A 26,783-nucleotide genomic window follows, 5' to 3' on the forward strand; every position below is an offset into this window, starting at 1 on the left:
CGTACCACTGGCAGGGTCAGGACCGGCCGCCCCGGAGGCACGGCACCCGGCCGGAACGGATCAGGAGACGGGCACCAGCTGCCACTGCTGGTTGCCGCCGCCGTTCGCCGGCCACTGGACGACCGGCGCCTCGTCGGCGGTGGACGCGCCGCTGACGTCGGCGAGCTGACCGCTGTCGCGGTCCTCCAGCGTGTAGTAGCCGCCGCCGCTGGGGACGATCAGCCACTGCTGGTTGGCGCCCCCGTTGGACGTCCAGAGGTCGAGTCGGGTCCCGGCGACCTTGGCAGCGCCGGGTACGTCGAGCGCCTTGCCACTGGCCACGCCGGTGACGGTGTAGTAGCCGCCCGGGGCCTGAGCGATCCTCCACTGCTGGTTGCCGCCGCCGTTGCGGGTCCACTGAATGATGGGCGTGCCGTCGGCGGTGCCCTGCTTGGCCGCGTCGAGCGCCTTGCCGCTGTTGCGGTTGACCAGGGTGTACGTCCCCGACAGGACGGCCGGGGAGCCGGGGGTGACGCTGAGGTTGTCGAACTGGGCGGCCACGTACCCAGCGGTGCCGATGCCGACCTGGCCCGCCCCGTAGGAGTCATCGCTGACGGAGCCGGCCTTCGTGCCGTCGATCGTCGCGGTGATGGTGCGGCCGGCGAAGGTGAGGGCGAGCCGGTGCCAGCTGCCGGTGCCGGGCGCGGCGACGGTGCCGGAGGCGAGGGTGGTGACCGCTCCGGTGGCGCTGTTGCGCAGGATGGACCAGGCCCCGCTGTTGGTGAGTTCGAGGTAGTAGGCGTTGATGCTGCCCGGGGAGAAGCCCTTCTGGGTGCCGACCCGGCCCATCAGCTGGACCGCGCCCGCCTGTTCGAGCATCGCGTCGGCGGACACGGTGTAGTCGGCCCAGCTCAGGTCACCCAGCGTCGCGTACGGGTCGCTGCCGTCGTCCCAGGTGATGGGGGTCGTCGTGGCCATCTGCCGTACGCAGGTGCCCGTGCGGCCCGCCCCGCAGGCCGCGCCCTCGAAGGAGCCGTTCATGTCGGCCAGATACCGGGCCTCGCCGCCCTGCCGGGTGGACTGGAAGTCGTCGGAGTACGGCAGTGCGAGCAGCCCGCGGGTGGGCGAGGCGGCCGTTCCCGCGCCCTGTCCCGTGGTGGTGGTCACCGAGTACACCCGGCCCGGCTGCAGGGTCAGCTGATAGGCACCGCTGACGGGTGTGAGGTCGGCGGTGTGCACGAGGTAGTCGCTCTGCCGGCCGGAGGCGAAGTCGCTGGACCAGACGTGCACCGTGCCGCCGGGCAGTCCTCCGGCGGTTTTGAGGCTGACGGTCTGCGCGGCCGTGGCGTCGAGGGTTTCGAGGACGGTGCTCCAGGCGGTCTTTCCCGGTGACCTGTAGCTGACGTAGCTGCCGTTGGCGCGGTCGCCGCCCAGGTAGCCGCTGCCGGAGTCCAGGTACTGCCAGCCCGGCTGGGTGAACTGGGTGGTGTGCGCGGTGGCCCAGGTGCTCTTTCCGACGCTGTACGTGCCCGACCAGGGCTGGGTGGCGGTCAGCATGCCGTCGGTGTTGTACGGGAGGTTCTGGTAGAGCGCGGCGGCCAGCGGCCAGTTGATGAACGCGGAGAACTTGGCGTCCAGATAACCCCGGTTGATGGCACGGGCGATGGGCGCGCCGCCGGTGTTGTAGTCCTCGGAGCCGTTCTCGCTCGCCCACAGCTGCTTTCCGGTCGCCAGGGCGTCGGAGGTGGTGGAGCACGACGTCATCGCGGACATGTAGCCGCAGGGATAGTGCGCGCCGACGATGTCCACGGAGGCGGCGAAGGCCGCGTCGCCGCGGATGTCCCCGGCGACCGACCAGTCGGAGTCCGCGCCGACGATCTTCGTCGATCCGTAGCCCTTCGCGGCGAGGGTCGCGTGCAGGTTCTCGTACCAGGCCTTGTTGTAGCCGCGCTCGTTCCAGCCGCCCAGGTAGTCGATCCTGAGTCCGTGCTGGGTGGCGCAGCCCATCCAGGCGATCAGGTAGTCGATCATGTCCTGGGACCAGAAGTTGCCGTTGCCGATCCAGCCGGGCGCGCCCCAGGCGAGCCCGTAGAGCTTCACCGCTGGATTACGGGCCTTGGCCTGTTCCATCAGCCACCACTCGTATCCGGTACCGCAGTCGACGGTGCCGCGGGTGTGCTCGTGGCTGGGTTCGGCGCCGTCGGTGGAGTTGGTGTCGCCGCCGATCTCGACCTTGAAGATCTGCAGGGCCGCGCCGTAGCCGGGCTTGAACAGGTAGTCCAGGATCTGGCCGCGCTGCGGCTCCGGATAGTCCGCCAGCAGCCGCGAGTTGCCGCCGCCGCCGCTGATCGCTCCGACTCCGTCGAAGATCCGGCCCGGGGAGTTCCCGTCGACCGTGATCGCGGTGTTCACCGCCGCGTGGGCGGGCGGGGCCTGGAGGACGGCGAACGCCGCCATGACGAGCACGAGCAGTACGGTCAGGGGCGTTCGCAGGGTGCGTAAGGTGCGCGGGGGCGCTACGGCGCGCAGTTGCGGTACGGCGTGCTGGCTTCGCATACGCGGGGCTCCTTCTTCGCGGCCGGGCACAGACGGCCGTTGGGGTTTGTGGAGAAGGGTTGCAAAAAGCGAACAGAAGACAACTCAGTCCACCGCCATCGGACGGTAGAACTGTGACCGTGTCCCGTCAACAGTTCGGACAACAGCGGATGCGTCCCCCGAACGGGGGTATACGGCCCGGAGAGAAGCCCGTACCGCGCACCCGGCGGTTAACCTGGCGCCTTCCTGATGTACCGCGCCACCTACACCGACAGGGAGGACGAAGATCATGCCCGGCACCACCAGCGGCCCGAGCCAGTCCACCGACAGTCCGCAGCAGAAGCCCGCGCCCGTACCCGTCCAGCGCTCCGACTCCGCCCAGTCGGCGCACCGCCGCTTCATGCAGCGCTCGAAGTGGTAGGACGCGGCGCTCCGCGCTGACCCGCGCCCCTGGCCGCGCCCCGCGCACCGGCCGCGCACCGGCGAACGGTCAGATGTGATCACGCGATGACCAATCGCGACCCTTCCTGAAAACGGAAGGGCAACTTCCTTACGCCATCGTTCACTTCCGTCGGCGCATGCCGCGCCCGGAAGCAGACTCGCTAGCTTTGCCACGACTCCGGTCCGCGGGAACAGCGGTACGGGTCGCAGAAAGCGAGGGGCGATGCCTGTCTGGGATGAGGTCCATCCCGCCACGATCTCCGTGCAACGCATGCGAGCTGGCGACCACTGCTTCGTCAGTTACGGCGACGACGAGTCGAACTGGGACGTGCTGACCACCTTCGCGTGGACGGGTCTGGCCCGCGGCGAGAAGGTGATGGTCTTCGCGGCCCCCCGGGTGAGCGATGACGAGCTGTGGTCCCGGCTGGAGGCCGACAGCCCTTCGATGGCCCGGGTCAGGGCCCGCGGCCAGCTGGTGCTCACCAGCATGCGGTCACTGATCCGCCCCGACCGCGACTTCACCCCCGAGCGGCAGTGGCAGCGGATCCGCGAGGAGACCGCCCTCGCGGGCCGGCAGGGGTACACCGGGCTGCGCACCTTCATCGACATGCACTGGGTGCCGGACCTGGACGCCGACATCGACGTGATGACGCATCGCGAATCCCACGCCGGGCAGCTGTTCACCGACGGCTCCTACAGCGAGATCTGCGCATACGACCGCCGCTGGTTCGACGAGGACGTCCTGGCGCGGATGTGCCGGGCGCATCCCGTCAATCTGCTCACCCGGCTCGGCGAACTGCGGGCGGTGTACGGGGACGGTTCCCTGCGGCTGATCGGCGAGGCGGACCTCGCCACCGGCGAGCAGTTCGGCGCCGCCGTCGGCGAAGCGCTCAGGCGCACCGCGGACGCCGGGAAACTCGTCGTGGATCTGACGCGGTTGAGCTTCCTCAGCGTCCGGTGCGCCGACGACCTCCTCCGGCTGGTCCGCGCCGCCGACGGCCACGACCGCGTCGAGGTCCGCTGCGAGAGCGGCCAGCTCCGCGTACTGCGCGCACTGGGCGAGCACGGCTCGGCCCGCCTGGTGCTGACCGGAACGGAGCGCCGATGCTGACCGGGCCGGCCGGCGGCCGGGCCGGCGAACCGGCGGAGTGCCTGCTGCAGGTCGCGTTCACCGGCGAGGACCTGCCGCGGCTGCGGGTCCTCATCGAGCAGCGCGCGTCCCTGGCGGGGCTGTCGGAACCGCGCCGCGGCGAGTTCGTCCTCGCCATGGACGCGCTTGCCTCGAACGTGGTGGAGCACGCCGGCGGGGACGGGGCCCTGGCGCTGACCAGGGTCGGCGACGAACTGGAGTGCCGCATCAGCGATTCCGGTCCCGGCTTCTCCGAGGACGTCATCCCCGAGCTGGCGCCCGGGATCAACGGCGGCCCGGTCGGCCGCGGGCTGTGGCTCACCCGCCTGCTCACCGACCGGCTGGTGATCGCCACGGCCTCCCCCGGCGCCGTCGTGACCTTCGCGATGCGACTGGCCTGAGCGGAACCGGCCCCTCGCATCGCGGCACGACCGGCGAGCTACAGGGCCGCGACGGCCGGCTCCAGCGCCAGCTCGCGGACCACGCCCATGTCGCTGAACGGGAGCAACTCGTCCCCGATGATCTGGAACGGCTCGCTGCCCTTGCCCGCGACGAGCACGACGTCGTCGGGACCGGCGACGGACAGCGCGTAGCGGATCGCGTCCCGGCGGTCGGTGATCCGCTGGAACGGGATCCCGGTGTGGACCAGGCCGGGGGCGATCTGGTCGAGGATGCCCTCCGGGTCCTCGTAGCGCGGGTTGTCCGAGGTGAGGACGCACAGGTCGGAGAGCTCGCCGGCGATGGTGCCCATGGCGACGCGCTTGGTGATGTCCCGGTCGCCGCCGCAGCCGAAGACGGTGATGACCCGGCCGGTCGCGAAGCTGCGGATGGTGGTGAGGACCTTCTCCAGCGAGTCCGGGGAGTGCGCGTAGTCGACGATCACGCAGGAGCCCTGCGGGGTGGTGTAGCGCTCGAAGCGGCCCGGGGTGGGCGGCATCCGGTCGAGAGCGCTGACGAGGCCCTGCAGGTCGTGGCCGAGCAGATGGCACGCCGCCACGGTGGCCAGCGCGTTCGCCACCGAGAAGCGGCCGGGCACCGGAATCGCGGCCGGGTACTTGCGGCCGGCGTGGTGCAGTGTGAAGCGGCTGCCCGCCGCGTCCACGACCAGGTCGGTGGCGCGGTAGTCGGCCGGGGCGTCCAGGGCGTACGTGGTCACCGTCTCCGGCATCAGCGCGATGATCTCGGCGCTGACCGGGTCGTCGGCGTTGACCACCGCGCGCCGGCAGAGCCCCTGGAACAGCCGCATCTTGGCGTTCTTGTAGTGCTCCATCGTGCCGTGGTCGTCCAGGTGGTCCTGGGTCAGGTTGGTGAAGACGCCGACGTCGATGAACACGCCCTCGACCCGGCGCTGCAGCAGGCCCATCGAGGTCGCCTCCAGCACCACGCTGGGCGTCGCGCGGTCGCGCATGTGGCCGAGCAGGTACTGCAGGTCGGGCGCCTCGGGGGTGGTCAGCACCGACCTCGGCATCGGGATCGACTCGTCGCCGATCCGGCTGCCCGAGGTGCCGATGACCCCGACCTTCACGCCCTCGGCGATCCGCAGGACCGCCTCGACCATGTACGAGACCGAGGTCTTGCCGTTGGTGCCGGTGATCGCCACGACGTCCATCGCGCGACCGGGCTCACCGTAGTAGCGGGACGCGACGACCGCGGCCAGCGCCCGGATGTCGGTCACCCGGACCACGCAGACCGCGGCGGGCAGGCCCGCGAGGTGCGGTGCGTCGCCCTCGGCCAGTACCGCGACGGCGCCGAGCTCCAGCGCCCGCCCGATCAGCTCGGGGCCGCCGTCCTCGTGGCCCGGTACGGCGATGTACAGCGAGCCGGCTGTCACCCGGTGGGCGTCGAAGCTCATTCCCGCGGTGATCGGCGTCGCCAGGTCGCCCTGGAGTACGTGGTGGTCGTGCCCGTCGAGCAGTGCACTGAGTTTCACAACTATCCCCTCGGAAGCGGCCGGTGGTGCGCTGCGGGTGGCCCGGCCTGTCGGCAGGGGTGAGGGCAAACCGGATACCGCGATGATGACCATGACCCGGCGTCCCGGCACCGGTCGTCCGGTGCCCGGCTGCCGGGGATCGTGCTGTCGGCCGGGTGCGGACCCGCTCCGGCGCAGTGCGGTGCACATGCGACGCGGAAGCCGGGGCACCGGCGGTGGTACGCGTGAAGGCGAGCGGTCCCCACAGGGGGGCGATCTGCGTGCGGACCGAAGGGCCGGATCGGCCGAGGACCGCTACCTGTCACTGCGCAACAACTGCGGCATGCGTCCGGACCGGCTCAGGACCCGTTCTGGGGTCGGCCGAAATCCGGGCGGCAGCACTCTCTGGTCTGGCCGCAGACGGTTGGATACAGGTGGTGCATACAGGTGGCCGGGCGGAGCAGGGACCTGCCCGACACCACTTCAGTGTACGTCCGACCCTGCCACCTGCGGCCATGGTGCCAAATGCTGACATTTCGCCATGCCGGATTTCCCTCGCCGAGTTGCCGCGGGAGCGTCCCGGCCTGCCCTCAGCGGTCGACCGCGGTGAGGTCCACCCGCCAGTCGTTGCACCGGATCGGGTTCCCCGGCGGGTACTCGAAGTCGCAGACGGAGACCAGGGTGAAACCGGCCTTGCGGCAGATCGCGTTCGAGGCGGGATGGTCGACGGACGGGTACGCGTGCAGGGATTCGTGCGTGCGCCGGGCAGCGGCTTCGGCGATGACCGCCGTGGCGGCCGCCACCGCGATCCCCCGGCCCTGATACTCGGGCAGCACGCCCCAGCCGGTCTCGTACACCGGCTCGCCCTGCCAGACCCGGTCCCAGTACCCGATGGTGCCGACCCTCTCGCCCTCCGGGAGCAGGACGACGCTGAACATCCGTCCCGTTCCCGCAGCTTCGGTGTCCAGGTACCGCCGGTGGCGTACGAGCAGCTTCTCCTCGGGCTCGGGACCGCCCAGGTGCTCCGTCATCTCCGGGGAGTTCGTCAGCCGCAGCAGCTCCAGATCCCGCTCCGCCCAGGTCTCGAGCCGCACCCGCACCATGGCGACCGCGTCGCGCCGTTCGGACATCCCGCCGGTTCCTCCCCTCGGACCCTGAGCCGTCACCCGCCCGCCCGGTGCTCCTGGGGGCGGATGCCGCGGACCCGCTTGAAGGCGGTGCTCAGGGCGAACGCGCTTCCGTAGCCTACCTTTCTGGCCACGGAACCCACCGTGGCATCGGGCTCCCGCAGCAGGTCGGCGGCGAGCGACAGCCGCCATCCGGTGAGGTACGCCATCGGCGGCTCGCCGACGAGTTCGGTGAACCGCCGGGCGAGCGCCGCGCGCGACACCCCGGTCTTCGCCGCGAGCGTGGCCACCGACCACGCGTGCGCCGGGTCGTCGTGGAGCAGACGCAGCGCCTGGCCCACCACCGGGTCGGCCAACGCCACGTACCAGGTGGGTGCTTCGGCCTCCGGACGGGAGAACCACGCCCTGACGATGGCGATCAGCAGCAGGTCGAGAAGCCGGTCGAGGAAGACCTCCTGGCCCGGCTCGTCGCGGACGATCTCCTCGCCGAGCAGCGCGACGAGCGGGCAGTCCCAGGAGTCGGCGGGCATCACGAGGAGCGTGGGCAGCGCTTCCAGCAGCCGCCGGCTGATCTCGCCGTCCATCGCATAGGTGCCGGTGAACATCATCGTCGCGCCGTCCGGGCGGTTGCCCCAGGTACGCACCCCCAAGTCCATGGTCTCGCACAGCTCGTCGCCCTCCGTGGAGGTGGAGAGCTGCCCGGGGTGGATCACGATCCGCGGCGGCGTGTCCGGCGTATCGGCGACGGTGTACGGGGCAGGGCCGCGGACAACGGCGATGTCACCGGGGCGCAGGCACACCGCGGCACCATGCTCGGGCACCACCCACGCCTCGCCGCGCACCAGGGAGATCAGGGTCAGCGGAGCGCGGTCCTCGACCCGCAGCGACCACGGCGGGTCGAGGACCGACCGCATCAGGAATGCGCCCCGGGCCCGGGGCCCGTCCAGGAGACCGGCGAGTGCGTCCATGTCATTCAGCCTAGACGCCCGTGTGGACGCACGCGTATGGAGTTGAGGCTCTGAATCATGGCCGGTCCCGGCCGTTGCGACTTGACTGTCCCCACGACCGATCAGCCGCACGGCGGTCCGGCGGTCCGCTGAGGGAGGTTCGACGATGGACGAGTTCCGCACGGTGGCGCTGGTGGCCGCCACGCTCACCACCGGGTTGATCGCGGGCCTGTACTACGGCTTCGCCTGCGCCGTCATGCCCGGTCTGCGCAGGACCGACGACCGGACGTTCGTCGAAGCCATGCGGTGGATCAACGTCCGGATCCTCAACGGCTGGTTCGCCCTCGGTTTCGGCGGGTCACTGGTGCTCACCGTCCTGGCCGGGGCGCTGCACCTGCCCGGGGACGCCCCGGACGGTCCGCTGCCCTGGATCGGCGGCGCGGCCGCCCTGTACGTGCTGACGCTGGTCTCCACGTTCGCCGTGAACGTCCCGCTCAACGACGAGCTCGCCGCGGCCGGCGACCCGGGGTCGGCCGGCGCCTCCGCTCTCGCCGCGGTCCGCGAGCGCTTCGAGACGCGGTGGGTCCGCTGGAACCTGCTCCGCGCGGTGGCCGCCACGGGCGCGCTCGGCTGCCTGATCTGGGCACTGGTGCTCTACGGGCGGGCCACACCGTAGGTCCTGTCGCACCGACGGTGTCCCGGCGGAAGCCACTCCGCCGGGACCCTGTCGGCCGGTTCCCGTCAGGGAATCCAGTAGTTGCCGGAGACGACGATCATCGACTGGAGCTGCACACTGCCGCCGTAGTAGAGCGAGGTGTCGATGGGCGTGCCGGTCAGCTTGGTCCACAGGGCGTCGAGCCAGGCCTGGGAACCGGGGTCGGTCAGGGCGGCGACCGCGAACGGTGCGGTGAAGGCCATGTCGTGGCCGCTGTCGAACGTCGATCCGTTCAGGTGGTAGCCGGTCACGATGCCGGCGGGGTTGCCGCCGGTCTTGGTCCTGATCCAGGCGTTGAGCTTGCGGGCCGAGGCGAGGGACGCCGGGTCACCGCTGGTGACGGCGTCCGTGGCCACCCGCCAGGGGTCACGGCAGGCGTTCCATCCGAAGTCCCCGTCGTTGGGGCTTTCGAGCACCTCTCCCGCGGCGGGCTTGGGGGTGGTGTTGGTGTTGACGACGAAGTCGGCGAGCAGTCCGGTGCCGGGCGCGTAGCTCGCCTGCTGCTGGGTGATCAGGTTCTGGTGGGCGGTGCGGATGGTGTCCCAGGCGCTGTCGCCGGTCGCGGTCCTGAAGGCGCGGAAGTGGTCGATCAGCCAGTCGGAGGACCGGGTGATCCAGTGGTGGGACTCCCCGGAGCCGCTCCAGTCGCCGAGCAGCATCAGGTGGGTGGTGGAGTTGACCTCACTGGCCTTGATGGCGTTGATGTGCTGGACGGCGAGGTTCTTGTAGTTGTAGGTGCCGGTGCTTCCCCACTGCCGGTCGGCGAGCAGCAGTCCGTAGGCGACGTCGAGGTCGCCGTCGGTGGCGGAGTCCGAGCCGTCGACGCTCTTGCAGGAGCTGTCCTGTTCGGCGGCGAGCAGGTTGGGGTTGTTCACCGACGGGTGCGCGATCATGAACTTCACCATGCCGTCGAAGGCGGTTCTGGCATTGGTGTCGGCGCCTGCCATCAGTGCGGTGACGACCATGCCGTAGCCCTGGCCCTCGGCGACGTACGGGTGGTCGGCGTCGGGCGAGATGACCTCGTACCAGCCGTTGCCGCAGTTGTGCTTGACGAAGGCGGCCTTCCACCGGTTGTAGGTGGTGACGACCGCCTGGTCGATGGTGCTCTGCGCGCCGGAGGGCTTGAGGGTGCCCGCGGTGTACGGGAACTGGTGGCTGCCGAACGGCACGGTGGGACCACCGCCGCCGCCTCCGCCCTGGGGGTTCGCGTCGAGGTAGTCGAGGTTGGGTCCGCCGTTGGCGGTGGTCGCGGTGGCGCGGATCTTGTTGGTGCCCGCCAGCAGCGTGGCGGTGAGGGTCTTGGTCTGCCAGGTGTCCCAGGAGCCGGTGTCCGCGAAGGAGACCCCGGACGCGACGGTCGTGCCGTTCACCGCGATGTCCATGGGACGGTTGACCGTGGTGCCGTTGGCGAAGCCGAGGACGAGGGTGCCGCTTCCGGCGGCCGCCGCGGTGACGGTGAACTCCACCGAGGAACCGGCGATGTTGGTGTAGTCGACGAAGCCGGAGCCGGAGAAGCCGGTGTGGTTGGTGGCGACGGCGGACTGCGACAGCGCCGCGTTCTCGGCCTCGTAGCGGGTGGTGGCCGCCTGGGCCTGCGGTACCTCGGCGGCCAGCGGCAGCAGCAGGCCGAGCGATGCGGTCAGGGTCAGACCGAGGAGTCTTCGGGGGATGGGGATGCGCACGTGGGGACCTTCCCTCAGGACAGCGGGACGGGACGCGGACACAGTTAGGAAAGTTTCCTAACTAAGCATGCATGGGAGCGCCGCGCGGGCCTTCTGTCAAGGGTCCCCGGGAGAACCGTTGGCCGATCGCGGCGAACGGCCCTCCCGGGGCGCCCCGCTACCCCACGTCCAGATGGTCCAGATTGGGTGCACCGGTGGCCGTGGTCGCTGTCACCCGGACGGTGTTGGCCCCCGCGTGCAGCGCCGCCGTCAGCGTCGAGTCGGCCCAGGTGTTCCAGTCCCCGGTGCCGTTGAACGCCCTCGCGGACACCACGGTCGTGCCGTTGACCGCGATGTCCATCGGACGGTTGACCGTGGTGCCGTTGGCGTAGCGGACGGCCAGCGGTACGTTGCCGGCGGCGGCCGCGTCGACCGTCCATTCCACGTAGGCGCCGGACGCGTTGCCGGTGTTGACGAAACCGGTCCCGGTGTACCCGGTGTGATCGGAGTCGACGGTGCTGCCCGCGGAGAAGGCGGCGGCCTCCGCCTCATAGCGGCCCGGGGTCGGATCGGTGCTCGCGGTCGCGTACCCGGACCCGATCCAGGTCTCGTCGATCCGCAGCCGCTTGTAGCGCGCGGTGTCGGTGGAGGCGGCGTAGGTGCTGGTCACTTCGAGGCGGACATGGCGGGTGGTGACGGCCGGGATGTCGATGGTCGCGACCCCGCGCGCACTGGGCAGGGTGCCGGACTTCACCGGACTCCCCCACGTACTGCCGTCGCTGCTGACGTACACGTTGTAGCCCTTGATGCGCGCCGACTGCTCGGTGGCGGACCGGGCGTAACTGACCGAGTCCTCCCGCTGGTTGATGCCGACGTAGCGCACCGGCTTCGACGCCCCGAGGTCGAAGTCGAGCCGGACGGGCAGCGTCTGGTTGCTGTCCCAGTACGTCAGATAACTGCCGTCGGCCGCCGCCTGAGCGCCGTGTCCGCTCGCCGAGGCGCTGGCGCTCATCGTGTACGAGGAGGCCGGTTGGATCCCCGTGCGGCCGTCGGCGGTCACCTTGAAGACCGTGTCGTACGGGTCCCAGCCGCCGAGCCCGGTCAGGGTGAGACTGCCGCCGGACTGGCTGAAGGCGATGGGCGCGCCGGTGCGCAGATTGCTGACGGCGGAAATCCGGTACCCGTTGTCGCGCAGCCGCAGGGTGCTCGTCGACGGCGGGGTGATCACGTGGATGTACTGCCGGTCGGGGTCGGAGGTGCTGATGGTCGTGACGCCGCGGGCGCCGTCGTTCCAGGCCCCGGGCTGCAGGCCGCCGTACAGGTAGCCGCCGCCCTCGGTGCCGTGCAGCGATTCCCAGATCGGGTTCAGATAGCCGTTGGCGAAGGTGTTGAAGGCCTCCTGGTTCGACGGGAACCTGCCGTTGACCTGCGCGGTCTCGGCCATCAGCGCCTTCACGGACGATCCGGCGTTGGTGACCAGCCGGCCGAGGGTGAGGGCCCGGTCGACGGCAGGATTGGAGCCGTCGTACCACCAGGCCCCGGTGGAGGGCAGTTTGAAGTCGGCCTCGGTCAGCCGGGGCCGGCGGTGTAGAGCGCCTGCGGGTAGTCGTACGCCGGGGACATGCCGGTCTTCTGCTCGTTGCTGATCATGTCCATGATGGGGGTGTCTTCGTTGTTGTTGCTGATCGTGTAGTTGGGGCGCTGCTGGTAGATCTGGGCGTAGAGGTCGTGGCTCTCCCAGTAGGCGTTGTCGTTGTCGATCCAGAACCCGCCCAGCGTGGGATAGCGGTTCATGACCTCGAAGAAGTTGTCGTAGGAGAACTCTCCGAAGCCGTCACGGGTGGTGAGGTCGACGGTCTTGCCCTTGTACGCCGAGTACGCGCCCGAGTTGAGCCACTCATGGCCGCCCTCGGAGTGCCACTGCGGGTCGTCGGACATGTAGAGGATGACCTTCAGGCCCTTCGCGCTCGCGGCGGTGATCAGCTCGCCGAGGAAGTCGCGATGGGTGCTGCAGCTGCCCGGGATCGCCGACGGCCACGGCCGGGCGTAGCCGAGCCGGCTGTGGAACGTGGCGAGCACCAGGTACTGCGCATGCAGCTTCCGGGCCTCGTCGACCCAGTACTCCGGGGTCCAGCCGCCGTTGGTGACATCGGACTCCCACTGGGCGCAGTCGGTGTGCGCCGGGGCGGTGCGCTCGCCCCAGTGCAGAAACAGCCCGCTGGTCGAACCGCGCAGGAAGTCCTGCCGCGGGTTCTGCAGATCGGCGCGCGCCGCGGTGCCGGGCAGCAGCAGGGCGCCGAGGATCAGCGCGACCACGGCCAGCAGCCGCACGAACGTCCTCCGGTCCGCGTCCCTGTGCATCGCGTTCATACCGGACCGTCCAGGTAGTCGAGGTTGGGGCAGCCCGCCGCGGTCGTCGCGGTGGCGCGGATGGTGTTGGCTCCCGCGCGGAGCGGGACCGCGACGACGGCGGTGTGCCAGGTGTTCCAGCTGCCGGTGCCACCGAAGACCGTACCGGCCGGAACCGCGGCGCCGTTGACGATGAGGTCCATCGGACGGTCGGCCGTGGTGCCGTTGGCGTACCCGAGGGTGATGTCCGCGGTTCCCGCCTGCGCGGAGTTCACCGTCCACTGGACGTAGGCGCCGGCCGCGTTCGCGGAGTTCACGAACCCGGTCCCGCTGTAGCCGGTGTGGTCGGTGTCGACCGTGCCGCCCGCGGAGTACGAGCCGTCCTCCGCTTCGTACCGCGCGGCGGTCGGCGGTGCGCAACCCGTGGTCGAGCCGGTGGCGTTGACGCGCAGCACCCCGCCAGTGGTGTTGGCGCTGTCGGCGACGCAGTAGCCGGTGAGGCTCTGGAAGCCGAGGTCGTACGGGCTGTTGGTGCCGCGCTGGGCGGTGAAGTGGTCGAACCTCACCGTGCTGCCGGTGTTGGCCAGGACTGCGGGCCGGCCGTCGTTCGCGGCGAAGCGCACCGAGCTGTCGGTGAAGGTGATGTGGTCGGCGTTGTGCAGGTACCAGCCGTAGGCGGGGCGGGTGCCGATGCTGTTCGGGTTGTAGTCGGTGGGGTTGTTGGACGGGACGGTGACCGCCGTGGTGCCGCTGCCGCCCGGGACGGTGATGTTGACGTTCGTGAAGGTCACACCGTCGATGTGGTTGCCGCCGGACTCGCCCCACAGGGTCGGGCTGAAGGCGGACGAGGCGCCGGTCGCGGTGATGTTGTCATAGGTGATGTCACTGATGTGACCGACGCCCGGGCTGTTGCCGCAGCGTTTTCTCGTGCCGATCTTCTGCATGATGGGTGAGCGCACACCGGTCATGGTGATGTCGCGGTAGTGGACGTCGGAGATGTCGGCGCCGTCCATGGAGACCATGCCCAGGCCCGACTTGTCGGCGCCGGTGATGGCGATCGCCTGGAACCGGTAGTCGGTGAAGTCCCCGCACGTCTCGGAACCGAACATCAGGGCGTTGCAGCAGCGCGCCGACAGATGTGAGTCCTGCACGACGACATGGCCGTTGGGCAGCTTCGCGCCGAGCGCGTAGTCGCTCTTGAAGACGAGCGCGTCGTCGTTGGCGGCGATGTCGGCATGGGTGATGACGGCGTTGGTGGTGCTGATGATGTTCCAGCCGTCCCGGTCGCTCGCGGTGTCGATCGTCAGACGGTCCGAGGTCACGTTGGAGCAGCCGTTGATGAGTGCGGCGAAGTGGCCGCCGCGGCGCAGGGTGATCCCGCTGAGGGTCAGGCCGTTGCAGCGCGTCAGCGAGACGATCTTGTCCGCCTCGCCCGCCTTCGGATTGCCGGTGATGAGGTTGCCGCCGCCGTCGATCGTCCCGGATCCGGTGAACCCGATGTTGGTGAGCCGGTCGCCCCAGATCATGGCGTCGTGGAAGTGGCTGTGCCCGAAGTCCTGGTACCCGTCGTAAGGGTTGGACTCCGCCGCGTCGTAGGTGCCGGCGCTGGAACCGGTGAGCGTGGCGCCCGAGTCCAGCTGGAGGGTCACATTGCTCTTGAGATGGATCGAATTCGCCGACTTGTAGTTGCCGGAGGGGAAGCGGACGGTGCCTCCGCCGGCGGCGTTGGCGGCGGTGATCGCCTTGTTGACGGCGGCGGTGTCGTTCGTCGAGCCGTTGCCCGTCGCGCCGTAGTCGCGGACGTTGAACTCGGCGGCCACCCGGGCCGCCGTTCCGGGTGCGGAACCGGGTGCGGCGCCGGCCGGGCTTCCCATGGCAGGTGCCTGCGCCAGTCCGAGGAAGACGAACAGGGCGAGTCCCACCAGAACAGCGATGCGCTTCATCACGTCACTCCCCGGCCTTCGGCGAGCCGCTGCCGGTGGTCCTCCGGAGCTGCTCGTTCATGATCAGGAAGGCGCCGAGGCCGTGGAAGTCGTTCGTGGCCCGGGTGCGCCCGATGTAGTAGGAGTAGTCGCCGACATTGGTCCCGATGGAGACGTCGGAGAGGTCGGTCCGGCCGTCGGGGCCGAGCGCGACCTTGGCCAGCACACCCTGGTAGCCGCGCTGCGCCACCGCCGCGTAGTGCTGGTCGATGTAGCCCTGCTCCGCCGCGCGGGACAGGGTGAAGGTGAACATGCTCGAGCAGGACGTCTCGGTCCAGTCGTCCGAGTGGGCGCCCTTGTCGGCGACCTGGAACCAGCGCCCGGTGGCCGGGTCCTGGTAGTGCTCGATACCGGCCGCCAGGTTGCGCAGGATGGTCAGCAGCCGGTCCCGCCGCGGCTGGTTCGCCGGGATGGTGTCGAGCACGTCGACGGCCGCCATGCCGTACCAGCCGACCGCCCGGCACCAGTACTCCGGGGCCAGTCCGGTGGACGGGTTCGCCCAGCTCGCGGTCTTCGACTCGTCGTAGGCGTGCTTGAGCAGGCCGTTCGGCTGCTGGAGGTGGGTTCCGTAGACCACCAGCTGCTTCGTCGTCTCGTCGTCGGCGTACGTGGCGTCGTTGAACTCCCGCCCGTACTCGACGAGGAACGGGTTGACCATGAACGTGCCGTCGGCCCAGAGCTGGTGGGCGCGGCTGTCCGAGGTGGAGTGCCAGAAGCCGCCGTCGGAGGTCCTGGGGTACGTGGCGAGCCGGTTACGGATCTTGGTGGCGGCCGTCTGGTACTTCGTCTGGCCGGTCTCGTGGTGCAGGATCACCAGCAGCCGGCCGGCGAGCATGCTGTCCAGGTTGTTGAAGCTCTGGCCGATGGTGCCCTTGCTGTCGACGAACCGGTCCACCCAGCTCTTGATGTACGCCAGGTCCTTCGGGTTGTGGGTGCGCTGGTAGACGAGGTACTGGCCGTAGAGGTAGAGGCCTACGGGGTACGACCAGCCGCCGATCTGGCCGGGAGTGAAGCGCGCCATCGTCGAGTCGGTCATCGCGACCGACCAGTCGGTACCGGCGGCGGAGACGCCGGGGGCGGACATCGGAGCCGTGGCCGGGGCCGAAGCCGGGGCCAGGGCCGGGGCCAGGGCCGGAGCCGGGGCCAGGGCCGGAGCCGGGGCCGAAGCCGGCTTGGGTACAGCGGCCGCCGGTGGACCGTTCAGCGCGACGAGCGCGGCGCAGGCCGCGAGCGCGGCCGTCAGAGCACGTAATCCGTTCATGATCCCCTCACCCTGAATCCCCTGCCTTGGGGGCCGATCGGGTAGCAAAGGTTGGACCTTTAAGCGGAATCTAGCAGCGCTGAAATATCTGTCAATAACCCTAACAATTATCGTCGAACCAACAACTGGCTGGATCTTTGACTCTTGGAGTGACCCCTGAGACGAACCAGCGCCTCGATGATTCGGACATGCCAGACATCAGATGTCGGATGTATTACCAAGAACCATAAGTCGCCAGAAATGCGACGCGCGGGGACGATGAGTTCTGCGGCAGCGGGTCGTCTACCTCACAGACGGCCGCGCCCGAACTCCGCGCCGGGCAGGCACCGCGAACAGCTGGAAGGAACCCCCCATGCTCTCCACCGACTACGTCCCGGGCGCGCCGAACTGGCTCGACCTCGCCAGCCGCGACATTCCGGCGTCCGCCGCGTTCTACAACGCGGTCTTCGGCTGGGACTTCCGGTCCGCCGGCCCCGACGCCGGCGGTTACGGCATGTTCGTACTCGACGGGAAGACCGTCGCCGGCGTCGGACCGATCATGGCCGAGGGCGTGGAACCGCGCTGGACGCCGTACTTCATGTCGCCCGACGCGGACGCCACCGCCAAGACCGTGGAGCAGGCGGGCGGCACCGTGCCGTTCCCGGCGATGGACGTCTTCACGATGGGCCGGATGGCCGTCTTCACCGACCCGGCCGGCGCCGCGTTCAACGTCTGGCAGCCCGGTGACAACAAGGGCCTGGACCTGGTGACCGCCGACAACGCGCTGTGCTGGGTCGAACTGCACACCACCGACGCGGCCGCCGCGAAGGCCTTCTACCACCAGGTCCTCGGCTGGGACTACAACGACGCCCCGATGCCCGGCATGACCTACACCCTCATCCGCCCGGCGGGCACCGACGCCGAGGCGGAGCACGGCGGCCTCATGGAGCTGCCCCCGGGCGGCAGCGGGCCCGGCAGCACCCCGAACTGGCACCCGTACTTCGGGACCGCCGACTGCGACGCGACCTTCGCCACGGCCGTCGCGCACGGGGCCACCGCCATCATGCCGCCGGACGACGCGCCCGGGGTCGGCCGGCTGGCCATGCTCCTGGACCCGGCGGGCGCCCAGTTCGCCCTGCTCACCGGCGAGGCGCCGGACGCCGGCTGACCGCACCCACCGACGGCCGTCCTGCGACGCGAACGCTCACCGGCACCCGCTCCCACGGGGGGAGGGGGTTCCGGTGAGCGTTCGCGTCGCGGGCCATGCGGTCACGTGCCCGGGTACCGTTCGCATCAGCCGTGCCGTTCGCATAAGCCGTGCCGGTCCCGTCAGCCGTCTCTGTCCCGTCAGCCGATCGGCAGGCCCGTGTAGTTCTCGGCGAAATCGGTGGCGGCGGCCGTGGACCCGGCGATCCGGTCGAGCTGGGCGGTCTGCAGCCGGGTGGTGAACGGCGATTGTCCGGGCTCGTTGTGCAGTGTCGTCGTCAAGAAGTACGAGAAGTGCTCCGCGCGCCACACCCGGCGCAGACACGTCCGGGAGTAAGCGTCGAGCAGCTCCGACGATCCGGTGTCCCGCAGCGCCGCCAGCGCCCGCGCCAGGACGATCACATCGGCGGCGGCCAGGTTCAGGCCCTTCGCACCGGCCGGGGGCACGATGTGCGCGGCGTCCCCGGCCAGCAGCACCCGCCCGTAGCGCATCGGCTCGGTGACCGAACTGCGCATCGGCAGCACGGACTTGGCGGTGATCGGCCCCCGATCCAGCTTCCAGTCGCCGTCGATCGCGAAGCGGGCGTCGAGCTCGTCCCAGATCCGCACGTCCGGCCAGTCGGCGGGGTCCTCGCCGTTGGGCACCTGCAGATACAGCCGGCTCACCAGGGGCGAGCGCATGCTGTGCAGCGCGAACCCGCGCGGTGAGTGGGCGTAGATCAGCTCGTCGCACGACGGCGCCACGTCGGCCAGGATCCCGAGCCACGAGTACGGGTACACCCGCTCGAACGTCTGCCGTACGCCTTCGGGGATCGCGTCGCGGGCGACACCGTGGAAACCGTCGCAGCCCACCACGTAGTCGCACTCCAGGGTCCGCTCACGGCCCTGGTGCGTGAAACGGATGACGGGCGTTCCGGTGTCCGCGCCCTCGACAGCGGTGGCCCGCGCCTCGAACAACAGCGGCCCGCCACCGTCCAGTTGCAGGGCTATGAGGTCCTTGACCACCTCGGTCTGGGCGTAGACCATCACCCGGCGCCCGCCGGTGAGGGACGGAAAGTCGATACGGTGCGCCCGGCGGTCGAACCGCAGCTCGACACCGTCGTGGACCAGCCCCTGCCGGTCCATCCGCTCCCCCGCCCCACACGCGCGCAGCGCGTCCACGGTGGCCTGCTCCAGGATTCCCGCGCGCTGCCGCTGCTCGACGTAGGCACGGTCGCGGGCCTCCAGGACGACGCTGTCGACGCCTGCCAGCTGGAGCAGCCGCGCCAGCAGCAGTCCGGCGGGACCGCCGCCGATGATCCCGACCGTGGTGCGCATCAGCGCTCCAGGACCAGGGCGAGCCCCTGCCCCACCCCGATGCACAGGGCCGCGAGCCCGGTACCGCTGCCCGCGGCCTTCAGCTGGTGGGCGACGGCACCGGCGATACGCGCGCCGGACGCGCCGAGCGGGTGGCCGATGGCGATGGCGCCGCCGCGCGGGTTGACGACCGCCGGATCGAGGCCGGGCCACTCCGCGAAGCAGCCGAGGGCCTGGGCGGCGAACGCCTCGTTGAGCTCGAAGGTGCGCAGGTCGCCGAAGCCACGGCCGGCCCGCGCCAGCGCGCGGTTGACGGCCTCCACCGGGCCGAGCCCGAAGTACTGCGGTTCGATGCCGGACACGGCGCTCGCCCGGATGCGGGCCAACGGCTCGCGGCCGGTGGCCGCCAGCCCCTCCTCGTCGGTGATCAGCAGGGCGGCGGCGCCGTCGTTGAGCGGGGAGGCGTTGCCCGCGGTGACGGTGCCGCCCTCGCGGAAGACCGTCTTGAGCTTGGCCAGCGATTCCACCGAGGTGTTGTCGCGGATCGTCTCGTCCCGTACGAGGGTCGTGCCGTCGACGGGGACGACCTCGGCGTCGTACAGCCCGTCCTTCCAGGCGCGCGCCGCCTTCTCATGACTCGCGACGGCGAAGGCGTCCTGCTGCTCGCGGGTGATGACGTGCTTGTCGGCGATCAGTTCCGCGCCCTCGCCGAGCGGAATCGTCCACGCGGGTTCATGGCGCCGGTTGACCATGCGCCAGCCGATGGTCGTGGAGTACATCTCCTGATGGCCGGCCGGGAAGGCACGGTCGGGCTTGGGCAGCACCCAGGGAGCGCGGCTCATCGACTCGACGCCACCGGCGACGGCGATCGACACGTCCCCGAGGGCGACCGCCCGGTACGCCTGGACCACCGCCTCCAGCCCGGACGCGCACAGCCGGTTGACGGTCACGCCCGGCACCGAGACCGGCAGGCCCGCGAGCAGCACGGCCATCCGCGCGACATCGCGGTTCTCCTCGCCCGCGCCGTTGGCGTTCCCGAAGAAGACATCGCCGATCCTGGCCGGGTCCAGTTCCGGCGTGCGGTCCACCAGCGACCTGAGGACGTGTGCGGCCAGGTCGTCGGGGCGGACGCCGGACAGCGCGCCACCGTACTTCCCGACGGGGGTGCGGACGGCGTCGACGATGTAGACGTCACGGGTGTTCGGCACGTTCGGCACGCTCGCCATATGGGTCACCGGTCCCTTCCTGCGGCCTTCGGGGCGCGGCGCGGAGAGTTCTTCGCCGGCGTCGGGTGCAGGATACCGAGCCGGGTGATCACCACGACCGGCGCCCGGCGACCGGATCCGCGGACGGGGTGGCACTGGCGCCACCGCCGGAGTGGCACCAGCGGGATCGATCTTCGTCCCCGTACGCCGGAACATTGGGGGTGCGACAGCAACACCCTCCAGGAGGAACGATGTTCAGGTTCGGCATGTCACGGTGGAGGATCTCCGCGGTGTCCGGCGCGGTGGTGGCGGCCATGGCGGCCGCGGCGCTGCCCGCGGCGGCGGTACAGCCCGCGGGGCAGCGGCCCACGGTGCCCGCCCGCTACGCGGACCAGCGGCTCGGCTGGGAGCCCTGCGATCCCGGCTCGGCGCTGGAGTGTGCGGCCATGACCGTCCCGCGCGACTGGCACCACCCGGGCGCCGGCCAGGACCTCACTGTGGAGGTGTCCCGGCACCGTGCCGGGGACCCGGCACGGCGGCGCGGGGTGCTGATGATGGCCGCCGGAGGCCCCGGCGCGTCAGGCCTGGGGCGGCCGGAAGGCTTCGCGGAGAAGCTGCCGTCGGTGGCCGCCGTCTACGACGTCGTGGGCTTCGACCAGCGCGGCCTCGGCCGCAGCACTCAGGTGCGGTGCCAGACGGACGAGGAGTTCCAGGCGTTCTTCGCCGGGGACTTCCGCGACCGCTCCCCCGCCGCCGTTGGCCAGGTCGTCGCCCGCTCACGCCGGTTGGCCGCGGACTGCCGGCGGCGCAGCGGCGACCTGGCGCGCTACATCACCACCGACCAGACGGTCCGCGACATGGACCTGTTCCGTTCGCTGCTCGGCGTCCGGAAGATCACGTACTACGGGCCCTCGTACGCGACGATGATCGGCGCCTACTACGCGACGGAGTTCCCCCGGCGCGTCGAGCGGGTCGTGCTGGACAGCAACATCGCGTTCACCGGCAGCTGGGAGGCGTTCATGACAGGCCAGCCGATGAGCTTCCAGCGCCGCTTCGAGCAGGACTTCCTGCCCTGGCTCGCGCTCCACGACTCCGTCTACCAGTACGGCGCCACCGCCGCCGCGGCGAAGGCCCATTGGGAGACGCGCCGGCTCGCCCTCCACGACCACCCGCTGACCATCGGCAGTCTGGTCCTGGGCCCCAACCAGTTCGACAACGCCACGATCCAGGGGATGTACAACGCGGCCGACGAGTTCGAGGGGCTGGCCACCGCGCTCACCACCCTGGACCGCTGGGACACCGCGACCCCGGCGGACCGGCAGCGCGTCGCGGACCGCTTCGGCTCCTACCTCAGTCCGGGGTTCGTCGCGGAGTTCTTCTCGGTGACCTGCAACGACACCCCGTGGTCCCGGGACATGGCCGCCTGGGTCAAGCGCAGTGCGAAGGACGCCGCGGACCACCCGCTCGCCGGTGCCAGGGAACTCGCCTTCGCCGCCACCTGCGCGGCCTGGCCGTCGCCCCCGGCGCCCGAGGTGAAGGTCACCGGCGCGGGACTGCCGACGATCCTGATGGTCAACTCCGTGCACGACCCCGCGACGTCCTACGAGGGCGCGGTCGCGGCACACCGGCAGCTGCGGGGCTCACGCCTGGTGACGGTCACCGGCGGCGGTGACCACGGCCAGTACCTGAACGGCAACGCGTGCGTCGACGCCATCGTCACCGGCTATCTGCTCACCGGCGCCGCGCCGGCCCACGACACCAGCTGCCCGGCGAACCCGCTCCCGGCACTGACGAACTCGTACGCACTCAGCTGAGCGGCCGCAGCACCTCGGCGACCTGCTGGATCCCGGTCCTGTGGGTCTTGACCCGGTCCACCAGATCGCCGAGGGCGACGGTGTCCGGCAGCGTCTTCCAGCCCGCCGCGGCGCAGTACGAACGGGTCATGGCCATCGCGTAGAACTCATTCATCGGCGATTCGAGCGGCGGGCACACCGTCAGGGTGTGCAGCAGCGCGGCGGCCCGCCAGGCCGTGTCGTGGCCGGGGCTGTCGGGCGCCATGACGAGGTCGGAGGCATGACGCGCTATGGCGGCCTCGATGCCCGAAGGGTCCCAGACCGTGGGGTCGGACGGCAGGTGATGGGCCAGGACGTTCCAGGCCCAAGTCAGGTCGATCTTCACCGAATTCCTCCGAGGATGCCCCGGCATTGAGACCGGGGAGGGATCGGACTCCTGCGGAGCAGGTCAGGAGACGGGTACATCGCCGTCAGGGCGATTCATCATCTGCCTGGGGTTGCCACGCTGAACCTCCAGGCGATGAAGGATTTCGGAGTTGAGGGACCGTCGGGCCTTCTTTGCCTCCGCGGCCAGCCATGCGTGGAGGGCTGCGGGGAGCCTGAGCGTGATACGCACTTCGTCATCCACGCACCCGATCGTAGTAGTAGTTTGGTGTCATGGCGACACCACCGGAGGAGGCGGGTGCCGGGTACGCCCGGTACACCTACCGCCTACGCGTGTCGTCCACCGCGCTTGCCGCCTTGTCAGGGGAATGGGAGCGCTGCCGATGGGTCTGGAACGAATGCTGCGCCCGCTCCCGGAAGGCCCACCGGGAGGGCGAGAAGTGCGGTCCGGCCCGGCTTGACACCATGCTGACCGAAGCGCGCAAGGGCTTGGAATGGCTTCGTGAGGGCAGCAGCGTTCCGCAGCAGCAACTCATCCGCGACTTCGGGAAGTCCCGCGCCAAGGCCTTGAAGGACATCAAGGCGCGGCTACCGATGCGCCGGCGGGCCGGGATGCCGAAGTACAAAAAGAAGAACACGGCGGATCCGAGCCTGAACTACACGCGGCGCGGTTTCCGCCTCAAGAGCGGGAAGCTGTGTCTTGCGGGCGGCATCACCCTGACCGTGGTCTGGTCGCGGGATCTGCCCGCAGATCCTACGAGCGTGCGGATCTACCGGGACAGGCTCGATCACTGGTACGCCTCATTCGTCGTCCCTGTCCAAGTGCAGCGGCTTCCCGCCACAGGCAACATGCTCGGCATCGACTGGGGAGTGAAGGAGACCGCGACCACGACCAGCGACCTGCACGACCTCCCCTATGCCGGGCATGGGAAGAGGGCCGCCAAGACTCTCGCGCGCTATCAACGAAAGATGGCCCGCCGTAAACCGTCGAAGGGCAAGGCGGCATCGAAGGGCTACCGGAGGGCTGCCCGGCAAACCGCAAAGCTGCACAAGAAGGTCACTCGTCAGCGCCAGGATACTGCCCGCAAGTGGGCCAAGTCAGTGACCCGCGACCACGACCAGATCGCCGTGGAGGACTTCAAACCGAAGTTCCTCGCCAAATCAACCATGGCCCGCAAAGCGGCCGACGCGGCTATCTCCTCGACGAAGCGCGAGCTGATCAACATGGCCCGCAAACACGGCCGCATCGTCCACCTGGTGCACCCCGCTCACACCAGCATGGACTGCGCGCAGTGCGGAGCGAGAACCAAGCACGCACTACCTCTTTCGGAACGTACCTACACCTGCACCGCCTGCGGAACCGTATCCCCCAGGGATAAGAACTCCGCCCGCGTGATGCTGCTCCGGGCTGGCCTCAACCCGGCTGGTGCTGATCGTGCAAGACCTGACGGACCGCCGGTCCACAGGCAACGTGAGCCAGCAATCCCCCTCCATTAGGAGAGGGAGGAGTCAAGACTTGGGGCCGAACCTCTCCTGGACGTACGCCCAGTTCTCCTCGTTGTTGAAGTCCGCCGCCGCGGCCAGGAACCGGTCACGGTTCTCGTCCAGCTCGCGCCTGGCGGCCTCGGTGATCAGAGCGGTGACCGTGGTGCCCTGCTCAGCGGCGCGGACCTTGAGTCGCTCGAGGAATTCCTCGTCAAGGCGGATCGTCACATGCTTCGACATTGCACCAGCGTACAGCGATAGTGCTGTACACCGCGAGGGGATCGTCACGCGCGACGCGGCGAGGCCAGCAGGAAGCGGCCGGCCGCGCCGTCCGGATGCTCGGTGACCTGCCAGCCGGCCTGCTCCAGGGCGGTCGCGCAGGTGGCCGTTCCGAGCGCGGCGGACTCGGCGTCGCCGCCGGTCCACTCCACGCGCACGGCCTCGGGCTGCTGCGCGGGGCCGACCCGATAACCGGCCTCGCCCGCCACCGCCGGGGAGCAGCCGGCCGCCTCCAGTGCCAGGGCGGCGCCGGAGACGAGGTGGGCGCGTTCCCACGGGCAGGGCTGGTCGGTGATCCCTCGGTTGGTGACGCGCCGCAGCTCCAGGAGGCCTTCCCAGGCGACGGCGACCTCCCGGGCCCGGCGCGGATCGTCGGCCGTCGCCGGCTCGTCGCCGGTGCGCGCCGCGAAGGTCTCCACCTCGGGCGGCGGGTCGGCGGGGTGCTCCGGCGGGGGCGCGAGCAATTCGGTGCGCAGTGCGAGTCCGGCCGGGGTCAGATAGCAGCGATGGGGCGCGCGCGTGTGCTTCACGGCGAGCCCCTGGCCGCAGAGCGCGTCGAGCAGCGCCTTCGAGCCGCGGAGCAGCCCGGTGTTCGGGTCGGCGGCGGTGATCAGGCGGCGCTGGGCCACGGTCGGCTGCTTGGTCATGTCCACCCCCGTCCGGAGTCGGTCGTGCGGCGGGACGCGCGCCGGTGCTGCGGCCCGCTGTCCCGTGCGATGACAGTACCGACCGGCCGGCCGGACGCCTGTCCCGGCCGACTGTCCGAGGGGCGGAGCACACTGGAGTCATGTGCCGAAGCATCAAGACTCTCCGACCCCCGATGACCCCCGACGTCGATGACGACGACATCAGGGCGGCGGCGTTGCAGTACGTCCGCAAGATCTCCGGATTCCGCGCCCCGGCCGCCCACAACCGCGAGGTCTTCGACCAAGCGGTGGACGCGGTGGCCGAGGCCACCCGGCAGCTCCTCGCCGAGCTGACCGTGCGCGGCGCCCCGACGCCGTAACCCGACCGCCGCCGCGGCCGGCATCGCGGACAGCACCTGACCGCGATGCCTCCTGGTGTCGGACCCACCGGTGGAGGGTGATCCGCCGCCCGCCCGCGGTACGGGCGGACGGGCGGCGGACGGCGGAGGCCGGAACTCCGGTGGGCGGGGCGTCAGCCGATGGTGAGACCGTGCCCGAAGGGGAAGAGCGGGTCGCCGGAGTCGTTGGGCATGTCCTCGTGGCCCGCTTCGACCTGGGCCATGGACCGGGGCAGTTCGAAGGGCAGCCGCCCCTCGGGCGCGGCCCTGCCGAAGAGCACGTCCAGCACAGCGGCGTCGGAGGCCCCGAAGTTGCCCACCAGGGCCGCCGCCTGCTCCGCGATGCCGGGGATCACCGCCGGCCGGTCGAGGAAGATGTCGACGACCGTGGGCACCGCCGCGGCGACGTCGAGGATCGGACGGAGTTCGTCCTCGGTGAAGTCCAGCCGCCCGGCGCGGAAGAAGGATTCGAAGCCTTCGGTGCGCCGGTCGAACGGGGTGGCCATGCGCAGCACCGCGACATCCGCCTCCTGCGGTGTGGCGACCACGGTGCCGTAGCGCGCCGCGACCTCGGGGGCGACGCCCTCGGTGTAGAGCCGCAGCCCGGTGGTGAGCGGCAGCAGCGGTGCGGCGGACGCGGCCGGGCGGTCGGTCAGTACGGTGACCGAGCGGCTCTGCGCCGCGGTGCCCGCGTCGCTGAACTCCTGGCTGCCGCAGATCCGGGCGGCCTCGTCCGGGTCCACGAACGGATCGTCGAACAGGCCCAGGACGAACTTCTCGCGCAGCAGCCGGACCACCGACTCGTCGATGCGCTCCTCGCTGATCCTGCCGCCGCGCACCAGCTCGATCACGAGTTCCGGGCAGGCCTCGCCGCCGAGCTGGTCGGCGCCGGCGTCCAGGATGCGCTCGACGCGGGTCAGCCGGTCCAGGTGCTCGGCGCCCCAGGCCCGGGCGGGGAAGGGCGCGCCGAAGATCTCGGAGTCGGTGACCAGTCCCCAGTCGGTGCAGACGATGCCGTCGAACCCGTAGGTGCCGCGCAACAGCCCGGTGATGACGCCCTTGTTGAAGCCGAAGCCGATCTCCTCGTACTCGGTGCCGACGGGCATCGCGTAGTACGGCATGATCTGTGAGGTCCCCGCCTCGAACGCGGCCTCGAAGGGGATCAGGTGGTGCTTGAAGTTGTCGCCGGGGTAGACCTGCTCACGGCCGTACGCGAAGTGCGCGTCCTCTCCGTTGAGCTGTGGTCCGGCGCCGGGGAAGTGCTTGGTCATCGCCGCGACGCTGGTGGTGCCGAGGGTGTCGCCCTGCAGCCCGCGGATGTAGGCGGCGACCATACGGGCGGCCAGTCCCGCGTCGGATCCGAAGGTGCCGACGACGCGCGCCCAGCGCGGTTCGGTCGCCAGGTCGGCCATGGGGTGCAGGGCGAGCCGGATGCCGACGGCGAGGTACTCACGGCGGACGATGTCCGCGTGCCGCCGCACCAGTTCCTCGTCACCGATCGCGGCGAGGCCCGGCGGCTCCGGCCACAGCGAGAAGCCTTCGGTGTGCACGCTGGCGGCCGGGTTGTCCATGAACCCGTTGCGCGGGTCGGTGGAGATCGTCACCGGAATGCCGAGCCGGGTGGTCGCGGCGAGTGCCTGCAGGCGGTTGTTCCACTCGGCCATCCGGCGCGGGGCGGCGGCGCCGAACAGGTTGAAGTGGTTCATCAGCTTGCCGGTCACCATGCGGGAGGTGGAGGCGCGCATCGGGTCGTCGTCGGCGGCGCCGCTCTCGGGCTCGACGAGGGTGCCGTCGGGGTTGATCCCGACCATCGTCTGGAAGAGCAGCCCCGCCTTCTCCTCCAGCGTCATGCGTCCGACGAGGTCGGCCGCCCGTTCGCCGGCCGGCAGCCGGGGGTCCTCGTACGGTTCCATGACGCCGTTGCCGTTCAGGTCCCGGAAGGGTGTGCCGTCGGGTGCCTGGAGCAGGGGTGCTCGGGTCGGCGGGCGGGTCGTCGGGTGCTGGGACACAGGGTTCGTTCCGTTCTGTCAGCTCGGTCGGCTCTGTCGCTTCGCACGCCGAGCACGAGCGCCGCCCGCCGTGCGGAAGGCCCGTCGG

General features: G+C 70.4%; 24 protein-coding genes. 8 read left to right on the forward strand and 16 right to left on the reverse strand.

Going from position 1 to position 26,783, the window contains the following annotated elements:
* Nucleotides 1-60: 60 nt before the first annotated feature.
* The gene (locus LNW73_RS00400; protein WP_250988382.1) at nt 61-2,535 is read right to left on the reverse strand and encodes an RICIN domain-containing protein; all 2,475 of its coding nucleotides are present in this window, start codon (nt 2,533-2,535) and stop codon (nt 61-63) included.
* 268 nt (nt 2,536-2,803) lie between these two features.
* Between LNW73_RS00400 and LNW73_RS35790 the strand changes: the two genes are divergently transcribed.
* From LNW73_RS35790 to LNW73_RS00410, 3 genes are all read left to right on the forward strand, one after another.
* A complete protein-coding gene (locus tag LNW73_RS35790; protein WP_285369875.1) occupies nt 2,804-2,935 on the forward strand; it encodes a hypothetical protein in 132 nt (43 codons plus the stop codon).
* A 291-nt stretch (nt 2,936-3,226) separates the two neighbouring features.
* Entirely contained in the window at nt 3,227-4,066 is an 840-nt protein-coding gene (locus LNW73_RS00405) for an MEDS domain-containing protein (RefSeq protein WP_250988383.1), read from the forward strand.
* Complete coding sequence (locus LNW73_RS00410; RefSeq protein ID WP_250988384.1) at nt 4,060-4,485, forward strand: ATP-binding protein; 426 nt, start codon at nt 4,060-4,062, stop codon at nt 4,483-4,485. Before LNW73_RS00405 ends, LNW73_RS00410 begins: the two co-directional genes overlap by 7 nt.
* A 38-nt stretch (nt 4,486-4,523) precedes the next feature.
* Here the strand turns inward: LNW73_RS00410 and LNW73_RS00415 are convergent, their stop codons facing one another.
* The 3 genes from LNW73_RS00415 to LNW73_RS00425 all read right to left on the reverse strand — a co-directional run bounded on the left by LNW73_RS00415 (nt 4,524) and on the right by LNW73_RS00425 (nt 8,088).
* Entirely contained in the window at nt 4,524-6,014 is a 1,491-nt protein-coding gene (locus tag LNW73_RS00415; RefSeq protein WP_250979302.1) for a UDP-N-acetylmuramoyl-L-alanyl-D-glutamate--2,6-diaminopimelate ligase, read from the reverse strand.
* Between the two features lie 569 nt (nt 6,015-6,583).
* Nucleotides 6,584-7,123 (reverse strand): GNAT family N-acetyltransferase, encoded by a 540-nt coding sequence (locus LNW73_RS00420; RefSeq protein WP_250988385.1) that lies wholly within the window; start codon nt 7,121-7,123, stop codon nt 6,584-6,586.
* 32 nt (nt 7,124-7,155) lie between these two features.
* Complete coding sequence (locus tag LNW73_RS00425) at nt 7,156-8,088, reverse strand: AraC family transcriptional regulator (RefSeq protein ID WP_250988386.1); 933 nt, start codon at nt 8,086-8,088, stop codon at nt 7,156-7,158.
* A gap of 145 nt (nt 8,089-8,233) precedes the next feature.
* Between LNW73_RS00425 and LNW73_RS00430 the strand changes: the two genes are divergently transcribed.
* Entirely contained in the window at nt 8,234-8,743 is a 510-nt protein-coding gene (locus LNW73_RS00430) for an anthrone oxygenase family protein (protein WP_250988387.1), read from the forward strand.
* Nucleotides 8,744-8,808: 65 nt separating this feature from the next.
* Here the strand turns inward: LNW73_RS00430 and LNW73_RS00435 are convergent, their stop codons facing one another.
* The 5 genes from LNW73_RS00435 to LNW73_RS00455 form a co-directional block, all read right to left on the reverse strand.
* Complete coding sequence (locus LNW73_RS00435) at nt 8,809-10,464, reverse strand: glycosyl hydrolase family 8 (RefSeq protein WP_250988388.1); 1,656 nt, start codon at nt 10,462-10,464, stop codon at nt 8,809-8,811.
* Nucleotides 10,465-10,621: 157 nt separating this feature from the next.
* Nucleotides 10,622-11,887: a discoidin domain-containing protein gene (locus tag LNW73_RS00440; protein WP_250988389.1), complete on the reverse strand. Its 1,266-nt coding sequence runs from the start codon at nt 11,885-11,887 to the stop codon at nt 10,622-10,624.
* A gap of 125 nt (nt 11,888-12,012) precedes the next feature.
* Entirely contained in the window at nt 12,013-12,813 is an 801-nt protein-coding gene (locus LNW73_RS00445) for an alpha-L-fucosidase (protein WP_250988390.1), read from the reverse strand.
* Nucleotides 12,810-14,735 (reverse strand): glycosyl hydrolase family 28 protein, encoded by a 1,926-nt coding sequence (locus tag LNW73_RS00450; protein WP_250988391.1) that lies wholly within the window; start codon nt 14,733-14,735, stop codon nt 12,810-12,812. The genes LNW73_RS00445 and LNW73_RS00450 overlap by 4 nt, the downstream gene beginning before the upstream one ends.
* A 4-nt stretch (nt 14,736-14,739) precedes the next feature.
* Nucleotides 14,740-16,035, reverse strand: coding sequence for a glycoside hydrolase family 88/105 protein (locus LNW73_RS00455; RefSeq protein WP_374118021.1), 1,296 nt, complete (start codon nt 16,033-16,035; stop codon nt 14,740-14,742).
* A gap of 352 nt (nt 16,036-16,387) precedes the next feature.
* Here LNW73_RS00455 and LNW73_RS00460 point away from each other — a divergent pair, with 352 nt between their 5' ends.
* Nucleotides 16,388-17,182 carry a VOC family protein gene (locus LNW73_RS00460; RefSeq protein ID WP_250988392.1) on the forward strand — a complete coding sequence of 265 codons (795 nt, stop codon included), beginning with the start codon at nt 16,388-16,390 and terminating at the stop codon, nt 17,180-17,182.
* Between the two features lie 179 nt (nt 17,183-17,361).
* On the opposite strand, the gene LNW73_RS00465 is transcribed toward LNW73_RS00460, so the two are convergent.
* Together LNW73_RS00465 and LNW73_RS00470 are read right to left on the reverse strand one after the other, a co-directional pair.
* On the reverse strand, nt 17,362-18,537 hold the full coding sequence (locus LNW73_RS00465; RefSeq protein ID WP_250988393.1) for a 4-hydroxybenzoate 3-monooxygenase: 1,176 nt from the start codon (nt 18,535-18,537) through the stop codon (nt 17,362-17,364).
* Nucleotides 18,537-19,742, reverse strand: a complete 1,206-nt coding sequence (locus LNW73_RS00470; protein ID WP_250992760.1) for a thiolase family protein — start codon at nt 19,740-19,742, stop codon at nt 18,537-18,539. Before LNW73_RS00470 ends, LNW73_RS00465 begins: the two co-directional genes overlap by 1 nt.
* A gap of 245 nt (nt 19,743-19,987) precedes the next feature.
* Here LNW73_RS00470 and LNW73_RS00475 point away from each other — a divergent pair, with 245 nt between their 5' ends.
* Nucleotides 19,988-21,535, forward strand: coding sequence for an alpha/beta hydrolase (locus tag LNW73_RS00475; protein WP_250988394.1), 1,548 nt, complete (start codon nt 19,988-19,990; stop codon nt 21,533-21,535).
* Here LNW73_RS00475 and LNW73_RS00480 read toward each other — a convergent pair.
* Entirely contained in the window at nt 21,528-21,899 is a 372-nt protein-coding gene (locus LNW73_RS00480) for a hypothetical protein (protein ID WP_138355235.1), read from the reverse strand. The genes LNW73_RS00475 and LNW73_RS00480 overlap by 8 nt on opposite strands.
* A gap of 63 nt (nt 21,900-21,962) precedes the next feature.
* Nucleotides 21,963-22,142 carry an Arc family DNA-binding protein gene (locus LNW73_RS00485; protein WP_250979292.1) on the reverse strand — a complete coding sequence of 60 codons (180 nt, stop codon included), beginning with the start codon at nt 22,140-22,142 and terminating at the stop codon, nt 21,963-21,965.
* A 29-nt stretch (nt 22,143-22,171) separates the two neighbouring features.
* On the opposite strand from LNW73_RS00485, the gene LNW73_RS00490 reads away from it, so the two are divergent.
* Complete coding sequence (locus tag LNW73_RS00490; protein WP_250988395.1) at nt 22,172-23,395, forward strand: RNA-guided endonuclease InsQ/TnpB family protein; 1,224 nt, start codon at nt 22,172-22,174, stop codon at nt 23,393-23,395.
* Between the two features lie 12 nt (nt 23,396-23,407).
* Here LNW73_RS00490 and LNW73_RS00495 read toward each other — a convergent pair whose 3' ends face one another.
* Nucleotides 23,408-23,623, reverse strand: a complete 216-nt coding sequence (locus LNW73_RS00495) for a ribbon-helix-helix protein, CopG family (protein ID WP_138355234.1) — start codon at nt 23,621-23,623, stop codon at nt 23,408-23,410.
* 44 nt (nt 23,624-23,667) lie between these two features.
* On the reverse strand, nt 23,668-24,309 hold the full coding sequence (locus LNW73_RS00500; RefSeq protein WP_250988396.1) for a hypothetical protein: 642 nt from the start codon (nt 24,307-24,309) through the stop codon (nt 23,668-23,670).
* 140 nt (nt 24,310-24,449) lie between these two features.
* Here LNW73_RS00500 and LNW73_RS00505 point away from each other — a divergent pair, with 140 nt between their 5' ends.
* Entirely contained in the window at nt 24,450-24,668 is a 219-nt protein-coding gene (locus tag LNW73_RS00505; protein ID WP_250979290.1) for a DUF2277 domain-containing protein, read from the forward strand.
* Between the two features lie 152 nt (nt 24,669-24,820).
* Here the strand turns inward: LNW73_RS00505 and LNW73_RS00510 are convergent, their stop codons facing one another.
* Nucleotides 24,821-26,695, reverse strand: a complete 1,875-nt coding sequence (locus LNW73_RS00510) for a glycoside hydrolase family 3 protein (RefSeq protein ID WP_308407622.1) — start codon at nt 26,693-26,695, stop codon at nt 24,821-24,823.
* Between the last annotated feature and the right edge of the window lie 88 nt (nt 26,696-26,783).

This window comes from Streptomyces sp. RKAG337, assembly GCF_023701715.1.
GTDB lineage: Bacteria > Actinomycetota > Actinomycetes > Streptomycetales > Streptomycetaceae > Actinacidiphila.